A 12,669-nucleotide genomic window follows, 5' to 3' on the forward strand; every position below is an offset into this window, starting at 1 on the left:
GTTATAAGCTCTAACAAAACGGTCAGGTGTTCTCCAAGTGCTCCAGGATGTGCCGCAGGGAGGTGGCCAGGTCGCGGCGGCGATTCGCGGCATCTGTGGTAATTCCCCCCGGTTCAAGGTCAACGATTTTCAGCGTACGTCCCCGTCCCGGCGGTCAGGGGACTCCGAGCGCCCCGGCGCGCCCGGAGCTTCGCGGACGCGCCCGCCGAGCGCCTGTGCGCTCTACGATCGGCCAGATGACGACCATCGCGGTCCGGCGTGTCACGGGGCTCGCCGGAGCCTGCCATCCGGGCCCGACCGTCGTGGTGACCGGGCTGGTCACGGCGCTGGCCGCGATCGCCGGGCGCGATCCGGCGGGCTGCGTCCTGGTCGGCGCGGCGGTGCTGACCGGGCAGCTCTCCATCGGGTGGGGCAACGACGCCGTGGACGCCGGCCGGGACGCGGCGGCGGGTCGTACGGACAAACCCGCGGTCCGCGGCGCGGTCGATGGCCGTGTGGTGCGGGCGGCCGCCGTGGCCGCGCTGGCCTGCTGCGTGCCGCTGTCGCTGGCCGCAGGGTCGGCGGCGGGCGCGGCGCACCTGCTCGGCGTCGGCGCGGGGTGGGCCTACAACCTCGGGCTCAAGGCGACCGCGCTGTCCTTCCTGCCGTACGCGGCCGGATTCGCAGCCCTGCCCGCGTTCGTCGCGCTCGGCCAGCCGGGCGCGCCCTGGCCCGCCTGGTGGGCGGTGCTCGCCGCCGCGCTGCTCGGCGTGGGCGCGCACCTGGCCAATGTGCTTCCGGACATCGACGACGATCTGGCCGCGGGCGTGCGCGGCGGGCCGCAGCGACTGGGCCGCGCCCGGACCCGGGCGCTCTTTCCCGTCCCGTTGCTGGCCGCCACCGCGCTGCTCGTGCTCGGCCCGCCCGGCGGCCCCGGCCCGGCCGGCTGGGCGAGCCTGCCCATCGCGGTCGCGGCCACCGCGACCGGCCTCACGGCCGCCCGCCGCCACCCCCGCGGCCCGTTCTGGGCGGCCGTCGCGGTGGCGGCGGTGGACGTGGCGCTGCTGCTGGCCGCGGGCGCCGACATCACCGTCTGACGGTGCCCCCGTGCGCATCGTCAGGGCCGGATCCGCAGGAGGCGGGTCTGGTAGCGGCCCAGTTCCACCATGACCGTGTCGCCGTCCTGCGCTAGCGGCGCGCCGTTCTCCTCAAGCGGCGAGGAGCCCAGGACCGACCCGGCCGGGACGATGATCAGCCCGTCCACCCGGCGGGCCGGCAGGTCCTCCACCAGTCGCCGCTCCCGCGCGGCGTTCTCGTCGGTGTCGCCCACGATCAGCGCGAGGCCGAGCCGCCGCACCGTCTCCTCCACCGCGACCGCGAGCCGGGAGTAGAACGGGTCGGCCAGGGTGGTCACCACGAGCCCGATCAGCCCGGTGGACCGGTTGTGCCGCAGCCCCCTGGCCAGGCTGTTGGGCCGGAGGCGGAGGCGTTCGACGGCGTCGAGCACCCGCTGTCTGGTCTGCGGGTTCACCGGGTCTCCGGCGTTGACCACGCGGGAGACGGTCATCACGCTGACCTGGGCCTCGCGCGCCACATCCCGCATGGTCGGCCGGTGGCGTCCGCCCGTGGCCGGGCTCATGGGCACTCCTGGGTCGCGTCCTTCGTGGATGCGCCCAGCATTTGGGCGCATTCACGGCGCGGGGCGGCCCGGCGTGTCCATGATCGGCGGACGCGCGTCAGGCGCCGCCGCGCGGATGAGGGAGGTCATCACTACCTCCGTCGTTCGCATTTATGTAACGTGCTCTCGTGGAAGAGATCATTACATATGTCGAGATGACCGACGTGGCGGAACTGCGGCCGGGCCGCCCGGTGGCCGAGGTGACGCTGGAGTGGGCGCCGCCCGGCTCGCCGCACATCGTGCCGGCGCATGTGCGGGTCGGTGAGCCGTACGAGTGGCGGAGCGCGCTGCGCTCACCGGAGGAGTGGGCGGGGCAACTGGCCGACCCGCGGCGGCGGTTCTGGCTGGTCAAGCACGGCGACGACATCGCCGGGATCGTCCATCTGCGGGTCGGCGACGGGGGCGACGTGGAGATCGACTCCTTCGGGCTGGTGCCGGAGTACGTAGGCAAGGGGATCGGCGGGCACGCCCTCACCCTGGCGGTACGGCAGGCGTGGGCGGTCACCGGCCCGTACGGCGAGCCCACCCGAAGGGTCTGGCTGCACACCTCCACCCGCGACCACCCCAACGCGCTGGCCAACTACGAGCGCCGCGGCTTCCGGCCCTTCTACTCCCGCACCAGGGAACTGCCCGGCTGAGCGGGCGGCGCGATCGATTTGGCCAGGCTGCGCAGGCAGAGCGCCAGCGCGGTGTGCCGGGGCGCGCCGGAGGCGCGGGCGTGCTCCCAGGCGATGTAGAGCAGGCCCCACAGGAGGTTCTGTACCCACTCGGGCGGCATCTCCGGATCGATCGAACCCTCGGCGTGCCCGCGCTCGACCAGCCGCAGCACCGTGCGGTCGGCCTCGGTCTCCTCCTCCCACTCCGGGCCCTGCATGAGCGTGGGCTCGTTGAACAGCAGCGTGAGGACCTCGCCCAGCTCGAAGTACTCCTGGCACAGGCGGTCGAGCGCCTCGGTGGCGGTGCCCTCGACGAGGCGGGCGCGCAGCGTCGCGGTCTCGATCTTGTCGAGCGAGTCGCGGGAGGCTGATGGAGCCCATCACCGAGCTCAGCCAGAACATCACGGCCCTGTAGTCGGGGATCGCCGCCGCCGGGCGCATCCGCGAGGTCGACGCGCTCGACGTGGAGCCGGACGCGCCCGCCGCGTCGGCCGTACGGCAGGGCCGGCCCGATCCGCGGCCCGCAGGGGACGGGCCCGTCATCGAGTTGCGCGGCGTCACCGCCGCCTACGGCCCCGGCCTCGAACCGGCCCTGCGCGGCGTCGATCTCGTCATCCCCCGGCGCGGCCACATCGCGATCGTCGGCCCCTCCGGCGCGGGCAAGACGACCTTGTTCTCCCTCATCCTGCGCTTCCTGGAACCGCAGGAGGGCGAGCTGCTGATGTACGGCCGGCCGTACCGCGAGCAGGCCCACGACGACCTGCGGGCCCGGCTCGCCTACGTCGAGCAGGACACCCCCGTCGTGCCCGGCACGATCGGCGACAACCTGCTCCACGCCCACCCCGGCGCCACGCCCGAGGAGGTGCGCCGGGTGCTCGCGGAGGTCCGCCTGGCCGACAAGATCGACTCCCTGGACGAGGGCCTGGACACCCCGCTGTCCGGTTCGTCACTGTCCGGCGGGCAGCGCCAGCGGATCGCGCTGGCCCGCGCCCTGCTGCGGACCCCCGACGTGCTGCTCCTGGACGAGGCCACCGCCCAGCTCGACGGCCTCACCGAGGCCGCCGTCCAGGACTGCATCCGCGACCGCGCCAGGTCCGGGGCGGTCGTCACGATCGCCCACCGGCTTTCCACGGTGATCGACGCCGACACCATCATCGTGATGGAGGACGGCCGGATCCGGGCCGCCGGCGGCCACGAGGATCTGCTGGCCTCCGACGCGCTCTACCGCGAGCTCGTCAAGGCCCTGCGCATCGCGGCCCCCGTGACCGCCGATCAGCCCTTGTAGTTGAAGATCTGACGCAGCGTGTGGCGGATCTCGACCAGGTCGCGCTGGTCCTCCATCACCTGGTCGATGGGCTTGTACGCCTCCGGGTGCTCATCGACCAGCGCCGCCGCGCGGTCCGCGTTCCAGGTGCGGCCCGCCATCGCCTGCTTCAGCGAGGGCGCCGTCAGCTCCCGCTTGGCCCGCCCGCGCGACATCCGGCGGCCGGCGCCGTGCGCGCAGGAGTTGTAGGAGTCGGGGTTGCCGCGCCCGCGCACGATGTAGGACCGCGTCCCCATCGAGCCCGGGATCACGCCCTCGTCGCCCACGTCGGCCTTGATCGCGCCCTTGCGGGTGATCCACAGCCGCTTGCCGTGGTGGGTCTCCGCCTGGGTGAAGTTGTGGTGGCAGTTGATCGTGCGCAGCCGGGTGCCCTTGCCCACGACCCGGAACAGCGCGTTGACCAGCACCATGTCCATCCGCGCGCGGGAGGCCATGGCATAGCGCTGGGACCAGAGCATGTCCTTGATGTAGGCGTCGAACTCGGCGGTGCCCTGGGTGAAGTAGGCGAGGTCGGGGTCTTCCAGGCCCAGCGCCTGCTCGCGCATCAGCTTCTTGGCGCCCGTGATGTGCATGGTCGCGAGCTGGTTGCCGATGCCGCGCGAGCCGGAGTGCAGCACCGTCCAGACCCGGTCGCGCTCGTCGAGGCAGACCTCGACGAAGTGGTTGCCCGAGCCGAGCGTCCCGAACTGGTCGGCCACCTTCGCGTGCCGGCGGGAGGTCAGGCCGGTGTGCGGCAGCCCCAGATCGTCCAGCGCGCGGTCCACCGCCGGGTCGCCGTGGCCCTTGCCCACGCCCGCCGGGATGCGCTTTTCCACCAGCGGCATCAGCGCGTCGAGCGAGGCGGGCAGGTCGGCGGCGGTGAGCGAGGTCTCGGTGGCGACCATGCCGCAGCCGATGTCCACCCCGACCGCGGACGGGATGATCGCCCCCTCGGTCGGGATCACCGATCCGACGGTCGCGCCGATGCCGACGTGCGCGTCGGGCATGAGCGCGACATGGCCGGACACGATGGGCAGCCGGGCCGCGCGGGCGGCCTGCGTGATCGCGCCTTCGTCGATTTCGCTGGCCCACGACAGCAGGTTGGGCGCGGGCTGGTTCGGCATCACGGTCTCCTCGGTAGGGCTCCCGTCCAGTCTGCCCAGGGGCGGGTCAAGATCCCACTGGTTTTCCGACGCCCCGCTTTACAGAAGAGGGCTCCGGTGCTCAAGGACGCCCCACCCGGCCCGGCAAGGCAGGAAGAATCGCCGATGCGGGGAAGAAAACCGGCTTCCCGTAATCTTCCAGTTAAGGATGGAGGTGAGGCCCGTGCTGCTGGACTCGTTCGGCCGGGTGGCCACCGATCTGCGGGTGTCGCTCACGGATCGGTGCAATCTTCGGTGCACCTACTGCATGCCTCCGGAGGGGCTCGACTGGCTTCCCAAGCCCGAGCTGCTCACCGCGGAGGAGATCATGCGGCTGGTCGCGATCGGAGTCGAGCGGCTGGGCATCACGGAAGTCCGCTACACCGGCGGTGAGCCGCTGCTCAGACGTGAGCTCACCGAGATCGTGGCCCGTACCACCGGCCTGCGGCCGCGTCCGCAGGTGTCACTGACGACCAACGGCATCGGCCTGGCCCGGCTGGCGGGCGCGCTCGCCGGGGCGGGCCTGGATCGCGTCAACGTCTCCCTCGACACCTTGGACAAAGACGTCTTCGTCCGGCTGGCGCACCGCGACCGGCTACGCGACGTCCTCGCCGGGCTCTCCGGCGCGGCCGAGGCGGGGCTGCTGCCGGTCAAGGTCAACACCGTCCTGATGCGCGGGATCAACGATCACGAGGCGGTCGCGTTGCTGGAGTTCTGCCTGGAGCGGGGCTATGAGCTGCGGTTCATCGAGCAGATGCCGCTGGACGCCCAGCACGGCTGGACCCGCGAGGGCATGGTGACCGCCGATGAGATCCTGGCCGTTCTTTGCGCCCGCTTCGACCTGACCCCCGCCGATCCGGTGGAGCGCGGCAGCGCGCCCGCCGAGCTGTTCCTCGTGGACGGCGGCCCGGCCAGGGTGGGCGTGATCGGATCGGTCACCCGGCCGTTCTGCGGGGCCTGCGACCGGGTCCGGATCACCGCCGACGGCCAGGTCCGCAACTGCCTGTTCGCCACCGAGGAGTCCGACCTGCGGGGGGCGATGCGCGCGGGGGCCTCCGACGCCGAACTCGCCGAACGCTGGAAGGCGGCGGTCAGGGGCAAGCGCGCGGGGCACGGCATCGACGACCCCAGCTTCCTGCAGCCGGCCCGCCCGATGTCGGCAATCGGCGGCTGACCCGCCATGCCCCCGGGCTCACCGGCGAGCCCTGGAGGGGGCGCATCGGGCGGCTCGGCGTCGGGCGCATCGGCCGTGGGCGCGGTTGGCGTCCCTGCGGCGAGCGCATTGGCAGGCTCAGCGGCGGGTACGGGAGCGGGCGTGACGGGTGGCTCGGCGTTGGGCGCATCGGCCGGTACCGGTATGGGAACGGGCGCGAAGGGCGGTCCCGCGAAGGGCTCGGCGTCGGGCGCACTGGGCGGTGAGGGAGTGGGCGTGCCTGGCGGTACAGGGATTGTTCACGACGCCGTGATTCTGGCCGGAGGGGGCGCACGGCGGCTTGGCGGGCGTGACAAGCCCGCGATGGTGGTGGCCGGTCGTACGCTGCTGGAGCGGGTGGCGGACGCCGTGCCCGAGGCCGGTCGGCTCATCGTGGTCGGCCCGTCGCGGCCCCTGCCCGGCGCGGTGTTCGCGCGCGAGCACCCGCCCGGGGGAGGGCCCGTGCCCGCGCTGCGGGCCGGGCTGGCCGAGGTCACCGGGCCCTGGCTGGCGCTGCTCGCGGCCGACCTGCCGTTCCTGACCGGCGCCCACGTCCATGGCCTGCTGGCCGCGGCCCAGGGCCGCGCCGGGGCCGTCCTGCTCGATGCCGGAGGCCGCGAGCAGTGGCTCGTGGGCGTCTGGCGCACGGCGGCGCTGCGCGAGGCCCTGGCCGCGTACGACGGGCGCTCGCTGCACGGCCTGCTGGCCCCCCTCGCCCCGGCCGGCCTGGCGCTCCCGGGCACCCCGTGGTTCGACTGCGACACAATGGACGACCTACGGCAGGCCAGACAAGGAGCAGAGATGAACGTGCTGGCGGAATGGACCGCCCTGGTGTGCGCCGAACTCGGCCTCGACCCCGGCCGCGTGGACCGCGACCTGGTGCTCGACCTGACCAAGGACGTGGCCCACGGCGTGGCCCGCCCGGCCGCGCCGCTCACCGCCTACCTGCTCGGCCTGGCCGAGGGACAGGGCACCGCCCCCGCCGACGCCGCCGAACGGCTCGCCGCGCTCGCCCGCGGGTTCGAGCGGCGGGAGGCGGACAGCACGGCGGAGTGAGCGGGCACCGGGCGGTCGCACCTTGACCAGGGAAACCCAAAGAATTCTTAAAGCGAAGAAAACCCCGGAAAAGGGCGACGCCGGGTGGTTACGGGGGCAAACCACCCGGCGTCGCGTCATCGGCGTTCCGACGGGGGCCCGGAACGCCGGCACCAGCGCCCTGACGGGGGACCAGAGCGCTTGGCTAAAGCGTACACCTACTACCCATAGGATGCGTCAAGAGTTAGTCACGACCCGATCTCGCGACGGTGCCTTGGTATCTCGTTTTGGTTAGGCCCGGCGTCCTCCGGCTCCGGAGTGTCGCCCTTGCCCCGCTCGTTGGCCCCGATCACGGCAACGTACGGCAAAAAGATCGCGCCGGCGATGAAGAGCGCCCTGATCGGCCAAGGCGTGTCCAGCACCACGGCCAGAACGAGGCAGATGGTCCTGATCGCCATCTGAATGAGGTAGCGCTTCTCCCGGCGGCCGATGTCCTGGGTGAGCGAGGGCCGGGCGTCGGTCACGGCGTGCACGATCGGCCTGCGGTGCCACAGCTTCACGTTATCCACGGTAGACCTCCGGTCCGGTGGGTGCGATCGCGGGCATCATGATGGGATGACGGATCGAACGTATCGAGTGACGGAGATAGTCGGCACTTCGGGGGAGAGCGTTGATCAGGCCATCCGAAATGGAATACTGCGCGCTTCCCAAACGCTGCGACATCTCGACTGGTTCGAGGTGACCGAGATCAGGGGCGACATAACGGACGGCCAGGTGGGCCGCTTCCAGGTGGGCCTGAAAGTCGGGTTCCGTCTGGAAGACGCCTGAATATCGATCTTTTCCAGGCCCGCCTGGGTCGTGTGCGTGACCGGTCCCGCCCTGCGCGCGTGCGCGGGGCGGGACCGGCGGAACGGCGTCGGGTCAGCTCGCCTGGCTGACCGTGGACATGTTGAAGTCGGGCACCCGGACCGGCGGCATGATCGTGCGGGTGAAGTAGTCGTTCCACTCGCGCGGCACGGTCTGCCTGCTCGCCCCGACCTCGCTGAGCCGGCCGAGCAGGTCCACCGGGCTCTCGTTGAACCGGAAGTTGTTCACCTCGCCGACCACCTCGCCGTTCTCCACCAGGTAGACCCCGTCCCTGGTGAGCCCTGTGAGGAGCAGCGTCTGCGGATCGACCTCGCGGATGTACCACAGGCAGGTGAGCAGCAGGCCGCGCTCGGTGCCGGCGATCATCTCCTCCAGCGAGCGCCCGCCCTCCGGCCCGGTCATGATCAGGTTGTCGATGGGCGGCGTGGCGGACAGTCCGGTCAGCTCGGCCGAGTGCCGCGTCTGGAGCAGGTTGACGAGCCTGCCCTCGGAGATCCACTCGGTCGGCGAAAGCGGAAGGCCGTTGTCGAAGACCGAGCTCTCCCGGCTGGAGGCGTGCGCGACCACGAACGGCGCGCACCGGATGCCCTCGGCCGCCGGATCGCTGTAGAGGCGCACCGGCACCTGCGACAGCGTCTCGCCGACCCGCGTGCCCCCGCCCGGCGCGGAGAACACCGTGCGGCCGTCCGCGGCGTCGCGGGCCCCAGCCGACCAGTACAGGTAGACCATCAGATCGGCGACCGCGGTCGGCGGGATGATCGTCTCGTACCGCCCGGCGGGCAGGTCGACGCGCACCTTGGCCCAGTCGAGCCGCTGGGCCAGCGAGGCGTCGAGCGCCGCCACGTCGATCCCCGCAAAATCGGGCGTGGCCAGGCCGGTCCACGCCGAGCGCTTCATGTCGGGCGACTTGGCGTTGAGCTCAAGGCGGCCGGTGGGCTGGTCGTGGCGTACTCGAAGACCACTGGAGGATCCCACGAACGTGCTGGTGAGGGTGTGCTCGGCGAAGCCGTACAACCGCCTGCCGCCGGACTCCGCCGTGGCGAACGCCTCGCCCAGCGCGGGCGCCAGCTCGTTGAAGACGCCGATCGAGGTGACCGTGGCCGGTTCGGCCCAGTCGCCCGAGGAGCGGGAGTCCACCAGCGGGCGGGCGTCTTCGGCCGGCTGCGCGTCGCGCGCCGCCGCGTCGGCCGCCGCCACGACATCGGCGAGCCGCTCCTCCGAGCGCACGCCGGCGCGCGAGACCACCCCGACGCCCTGCCCGGACACCGAGATCACCGTCAGCCGGGCGCTGCGCGCGACCCCGTTGGTGGTCAGCGTGTTGCCGGCGAAGCGCAGGTTGGCGGTGGAGCCCTCCTCCACGATCACGACACGGTCGTCTGCGCCGTCTCGCGCGAGCGCCCGCTCGACCATCTCCTGCGGGGTCATCACTTGCCACCCTCCTGCACGGTGTTGAGGATCCGCACGCCGCGGAAGAGCGCCGCCGGGCAACCGTGGCTGACCGGCGCGACCTGCCCCGGCTGCCCCTTGCCGCAGTTGAACGCCCCGCCGAGCACATAGGTCTGCGGCCCGCCGACGGCCTCCATCGAGCGCCAGAAGTCGGTGGTGGTGGCCTGGTAGGCCACGTCGCGGAGCTGGCCGTCCAGCCTGCCGCCGGTGATGCGGTAGAAGCGCTGGCCGGTGAACTGGAAGTTGTACCGCTGCATGTCGATGGACCAGCTCTTGTCGCCCACGACGTAGATGCCCCGCTCGACCCCGGCGATCAGCTCCTCGGTGGAGGGGCCGCCCTCGGCGGGCTTGAGCGAGACGTTGGCCATCCGCTGGATCGGCATGTGCCCGGGGGAGTCGGCGAAGGCGCAGCCGTTGGACCTGCCGAAGCCCTTCATCAGGGCCATCCGCCGGTCCAGTTGGTAGCCGCTCAGCACGCCGCCGCTGATGATGTCGAACTCCCGGGTGGCCACGCCCTCGTCGTCGTAGCCGATGGTGGCCAGGCCGTGCTCGGCCGTACGGTCGCCCGTGACGTTCATCACCGGCGAGCCGTAGACCAGCTCACCGAGCTTGTCGAAGGTGGCGAAGCTGGTGCCCGCGTACGCCGCCTCGTAGCCGAGCGCCCGGTCCAGCTCGGTCGCGTGACCGATGGACTCGTGGATCGTCAGCCACAGGTTGGACGGGGCGATCACCAGGTCGTACTCGCCCGCCTCCACCGAGGGCGCGGCCAGCTTCTCGGCGAGCTGGCCGGGCAGCTCGGCCAGCTCGGCCGCGAAGTCCCAGCCGGTGCCGGTGAGGTACTCATACCCCCGCCCGGCGGGCGGCGCGAGGGTGCGCATCTCCTCGAAGCGGCCCTCGGCGGCCTTCATCGCGGTCAGCGCCGGATGCAGCCGCACTCGCTGCTGGGTGGTGACCGTGCCCGCGCTGTCGGCGTAGAACTTCTGCTCCTTGACCTGCATCAGGGACGCCTGCACGTGGTCGGCGTGCGCGAGCAGCCCGCCCGACCAGTCGGCCAGCAGCGCGACCTTGTCCGCGAGCGGGACCTCGAAGGGATCGACATCGTAGGCCGACACCCACGTCACCTCGCCGTGGACCGGCTCGGGGGCGAGCTCGATCGGCTCCCGGTTGACGGCCGCGGCCACCGTGGCCACCTCGACCGCCTGCTCGGCGACCCGCGCGGCGGCCTCCGGGGTCAGGTCGATGCCGGCGGCGAAGCCCCACGTGCCGTCCTTGACGACACGTACGGCATAGCCCAGATCGTCGGCGTCCATTGCGCCTTCCAACCGGGCGTCGTAGAGACGAAGGGTTTCGGCACGCACGCGTTCGAGCCGGAAGTCGGCGTGCTCGACGCCGAGGTCTCCGGCGCGCTGCAACGCCGCGTCCGCAAGCCGCCGCAGGGGCAGCGCGAGGAAATCTGGATCGATCTGGCGCATGTCAACGATCCTAACCGTGTGATCTTGTCCCTCCCGGACAACCCGGCTACCGGCCGGTAGGCGCTAACGTCGTTTCCATGAGTCGTTCTGTTCTCGTCACCGGCGGCAATCGCGGCATCGGCCTCGCGATCGCCCGTGAACTGGCCGCCGGCGGTGACGCCGTGGCGGTGACCTACCGTTCGGGTGAGCCCCCCGAGGGGCTGTTCGGCGTCAAGTGCGATGTGACGAGTGCGGCCGACGTCGATGCCGCGTTCGGCAAGGTCGAGGCCGAGCAGGGCCCGGTCGAGGTGATCGTGGCCAACGCGGGCATCACCAAGGACACCCTGCTGGCGGTGATGAAGGAGGACACCTTCACCGACGTCATCGACACCAACCTGACCGGCGCCTACCGCGTCGCCAAGCGGGCCACCCGCGGCATGCTCAGGCTCAAGCGGGGCCGCATGATCCTGATCTCCTCCGTGGTCGCCCTGTCGGGCTCGGCCGGGCAGGCCAACTACGCGGCCTCCAAGGCGGGGCTGATCGGCTTCGGCCGCTCGCTCGCCCGCGAGCTGGGCTCGCGCGGGATCACGGTCAACGTGGTGACCCCCGGCTTCGTCGAGTCCGACATGACGGCCCAGTTGGACGAGGCCCGCCAGGAGCAGATCCGCAAGAGCATCCCGCTGGGACGCTACGCCGCCCCGGCCGAGGTCGCCCGGGTGGTCAAGTTCCTGGCAAGTGACGAAGCGGCCTACATCACCGGGGCGGTCATCCCGGTCGACGGCGGCCTGGGAATGGGGCACTGAAGTGGGAATTCTCCAAGGCAAGCGCATCCTGGTCACCGGCGTCCTGACCGACTCCTCCATCGGGTTCGCGGTGGCCAAGGTCGCCCAGGAGCAGGGCGCGAGCGTCGTACTGACCGGGTTCGGCAGGCTCAGCCTGGTCGAGCGGATCGCCAAGCGGCTGCCCGAGCCGCCGCCGGTGCTGGAGCTCGACGTCCAGGACACCGGCCACCTCGACTCCCTGGCCGACCGCGTGGGCGAGCACCTTGACGGCCTGGACGGCATCGTCCACTCCATCGGCTTCGCCCCGCAGTCGGCGATGGGCGGCAACTTCCTCAACACCTCGTGGGAAGACGTGGCCACGGCGGTGCACATCTCGACCTACTCCTTCAAGTCGCTCGCGGTCGCCTGCCTGCCGCTGATGAAGGAGGGCGGGTCGATCGTCGGCCTCGACTTCGACGCCAGCAGGGCCTGGCCGGTCTACGACTGGATGGGCGTGGCCAAGGCGGGCCTTGAGTCGTGCGCCCGGTACCTGGCCCGAGACCTCGGCCCGCAGGGCATCAGGGTCAACCTGGTGGCCGCGGGGCCGCTGCGCACGATGGCCGCCAAGAGCATCCCGGGCGTCGCCGTGTTCGAGGAGTCCTGGCCCTCCCGCGCTCCCCTCGGCTGGGACCTCGCCGACACCACCCCCACCGCACGCGCCTGCGTCGCCCTGCTGTCCGACTGGTTCCCCGCCACCACCGGCGAGATCGTCCACGTCGACGGCGGCGTCCACGCCGTCGGCACCTGACCTTCCCCCTCGGCATCCGGGCCCGGCCTGCGGCAACCGGCGCGCCGCTCTCCCAGATGCCTTGGGAACGTCCTTGCGACGGCGTTTCACGTCGCCCGGAGGTCGTGCGCCATGGCGTGCCCTGACACCGCCTCACGGTGATGCCGGTCCGGTTTCCCGAGTTCCTCAGGCGAGGCGGGGTGGTGGTGCTTCGCGTCGGCCGGAGGTCGTCCGGCCCCCTGGTTGTGGCGTGTCCTGGCATCGGCGGGTGCGGCCGCTCGGTGGCCCACGGCCTTGCGGTGGGCTGTGCGCGTATGCCGATCGCGTACTGCGGAGTGGTGGAACCTTTCGCGGCCGGAGGTGAGTGCGGGG

At 71.9% G+C, this 12,669-nt stretch carries 13 protein-coding genes and 1 pseudogene; 8 read left to right on the top strand and 6 right to left on the bottom strand.

Annotation, left to right across the window (positions count from 1 at the left end):
- The first annotated feature begins 236 nt into the window (after positions 1-236).
- A complete protein-coding gene (locus tag C1I98_RS24735; RefSeq protein WP_111169821.1) occupies positions 237-1,076 on the top strand; it encodes a UbiA family prenyltransferase in 840 nt (279 codons plus the stop codon).
- Between the two features lie 20 nt (positions 1,077-1,096).
- On the opposite strand, the gene C1I98_RS24740 is transcribed toward C1I98_RS24735, so the two are convergent.
- Complete coding sequence (locus C1I98_RS24740) at positions 1,097-1,618, bottom strand: LacI family DNA-binding transcriptional regulator (protein WP_158558168.1); 522 nt, start codon at positions 1,616-1,618, stop codon at positions 1,097-1,099.
- A gap of 167 nt (positions 1,619-1,785) precedes the next feature.
- On the opposite strand from C1I98_RS24740, the gene C1I98_RS24745 reads away from it, so the two are divergent.
- Positions 1,786-2,295, top strand: a complete 510-nt coding sequence (locus C1I98_RS24745; protein WP_233508150.1) for a GNAT family N-acetyltransferase — start codon at positions 1,786-1,788, stop codon at positions 2,293-2,295.
- On the opposite strand, the gene C1I98_RS24750 is transcribed toward C1I98_RS24745, so the two are convergent.
- On the bottom strand, positions 2,265-2,531 hold the full coding sequence (locus C1I98_RS24750) for a hypothetical protein (protein ID WP_111169824.1): 267 nt from the start codon (positions 2,529-2,531) through the stop codon (positions 2,265-2,267). The genes C1I98_RS24745 and C1I98_RS24750 overlap by 31 nt on opposite strands.
- A gap of 149 nt (positions 2,532-2,680) precedes the next feature.
- Between C1I98_RS24750 and C1I98_RS24755 the strand changes: the two are divergent.
- A pseudogene (locus C1I98_RS24755) lies at positions 2,681-3,598 on the top strand (ABC transporter ATP-binding protein); the annotation flags it as partial.
- On the opposite strand, the gene C1I98_RS24760 reads toward C1I98_RS24755, so the two are convergent.
- Positions 3,586-4,740: an RtcB family protein gene (locus C1I98_RS24760; RefSeq protein WP_111169825.1), complete on the bottom strand. Its 1,155-nt coding sequence runs from the start codon at positions 4,738-4,740 to the stop codon at positions 3,586-3,588. The pseudogene C1I98_RS24755 and the gene C1I98_RS24760 overlap by 13 nt on opposite strands.
- A gap of 202 nt (positions 4,741-4,942) precedes the next feature.
- On the opposite strand from C1I98_RS24760, the gene moaA reads away from it, so the two are divergent.
- Both moaA and C1I98_RS45355 read left to right on the top strand, forming a co-directional pair.
- Positions 4,943-5,932, top strand: coding sequence for a GTP 3',8-cyclase MoaA (gene moaA, locus C1I98_RS24765; protein ID WP_111169832.1), 990 nt, complete (start codon positions 4,943-4,945; stop codon positions 5,930-5,932).
- A 255-nt stretch (positions 5,933-6,187) separates the two neighbouring features.
- The gene (locus C1I98_RS45355; RefSeq protein WP_306461914.1) at positions 6,188-7,006 is read left to right on the top strand and encodes an NTP transferase domain-containing protein; all 819 of its coding nucleotides are present in this window, start codon (positions 6,188-6,190) and stop codon (positions 7,004-7,006) included.
- A 227-nt stretch (positions 7,007-7,233) separates the two neighbouring features.
- Here the strand turns inward: C1I98_RS45355 and C1I98_RS24775 are convergent, their stop codons facing one another.
- Positions 7,234-7,545 carry a DUF3099 domain-containing protein gene (locus C1I98_RS24775; RefSeq protein WP_111169833.1) on the bottom strand — a complete coding sequence of 104 codons (312 nt, stop codon included), beginning with the start codon at positions 7,543-7,545 and terminating at the stop codon, positions 7,234-7,236.
- 55 nt (positions 7,546-7,600) lie between these two features.
- Here C1I98_RS24775 and C1I98_RS24780 point away from each other — a divergent pair, with 55 nt between their 5' ends.
- Complete coding sequence (locus tag C1I98_RS24780; protein ID WP_111169827.1) at positions 7,601-7,813, top strand: dodecin; 213 nt, start codon at positions 7,601-7,603, stop codon at positions 7,811-7,813.
- A gap of 93 nt (positions 7,814-7,906) precedes the next feature.
- On the opposite strand, the gene C1I98_RS24785 is transcribed toward C1I98_RS24780, so the two are convergent.
- Together C1I98_RS24785 and C1I98_RS24790 are read right to left on the bottom strand one after the other, a co-directional pair.
- On the bottom strand, positions 7,907-9,277 hold the full coding sequence (locus tag C1I98_RS24785) for a metallopeptidase TldD-related protein (RefSeq protein ID WP_111169828.1): 1,371 nt from the start codon (positions 9,275-9,277) through the stop codon (positions 7,907-7,909).
- Complete coding sequence (locus C1I98_RS24790) at positions 9,277-10,770, bottom strand: TldD/PmbA family protein (protein ID WP_111169829.1); 1,494 nt, start codon at positions 10,768-10,770, stop codon at positions 9,277-9,279. The genes C1I98_RS24785 and C1I98_RS24790 overlap by 1 nt, the downstream gene beginning before the upstream one ends.
- A 77-nt stretch (positions 10,771-10,847) precedes the next feature.
- On the opposite strand from C1I98_RS24790, the gene fabG reads away from it, so the two are divergent.
- On the top strand, positions 10,848-11,552 hold the full coding sequence (gene fabG / locus C1I98_RS24795) for a 3-oxoacyl-ACP reductase FabG (protein ID WP_111169830.1): 705 nt from the start codon (positions 10,848-10,850) through the stop codon (positions 11,550-11,552).
- 1 nt (position 11,553) lies between these two features.
- Positions 11,554-12,318 (top strand): enoyl-ACP reductase FabI, encoded by a 765-nt coding sequence (gene fabI, locus C1I98_RS24800; protein WP_111169831.1) that lies wholly within the window; start codon positions 11,554-11,556, stop codon positions 12,316-12,318.
- Positions 12,319-12,669: the final 351 nt, after the last annotated feature.

This window comes from Spongiactinospora gelatinilytica, assembly GCF_003236385.1.
Taxonomy (GTDB): domain Bacteria; phylum Actinomycetota; class Actinomycetes; order Streptosporangiales; family Streptosporangiaceae; genus Spongiactinospora; species Spongiactinospora gelatinilytica.

Excerpts from the sequence above, each read along its gene's own strand:
- C1I98_RS24735 (WP_111169821.1), top strand. The coding sequence starts at position 237 with ATGACGACCATCGCGGTCCGGCGTGTCACGGGGCTCGCCGGAGCCTGC.
- C1I98_RS24740 (WP_158558168.1), bottom strand. The coding sequence starts at position 1,618 with ATGAGCCCGGCCACGGGCGGACGCCACCGGCCGACCATGCGGGATGTG.
- C1I98_RS24750 (WP_111169824.1), bottom strand. The coding sequence starts at position 2,531 with ATGCAGGGCCCGGAGTGGGAGGAGGAGACCGAGGCCGACCGCACGGTG.
- C1I98_RS24760 (WP_111169825.1), bottom strand. The coding sequence starts at position 4,740 with ATGCCGAACCAGCCCGCGCCCAACCTGCTGTCGTGGGCCAGCGAAATC.
- C1I98_RS24780 (WP_111169827.1), top strand. The coding sequence starts at position 7,601 with ATGACGGATCGAACGTATCGAGTGACGGAGATAGTCGGCACTTCGGGG.
- C1I98_RS24785 (WP_111169828.1), bottom strand. The coding sequence starts at position 9,277 with ATGACCCCGCAGGAGATGGTCGAGCGGGCGCTCGCGCGAGACGGCGCA.
- C1I98_RS24790 (WP_111169829.1), bottom strand. The coding sequence starts at position 10,770 with ATGCGCCAGATCGATCCAGATTTCCTCGCGCTGCCCCTGCGGCGGCTT.
- fabG (WP_111169830.1), top strand. The coding sequence starts at position 10,848 with ATGAGTCGTTCTGTTCTCGTCACCGGCGGCAATCGCGGCATCGGCCTC.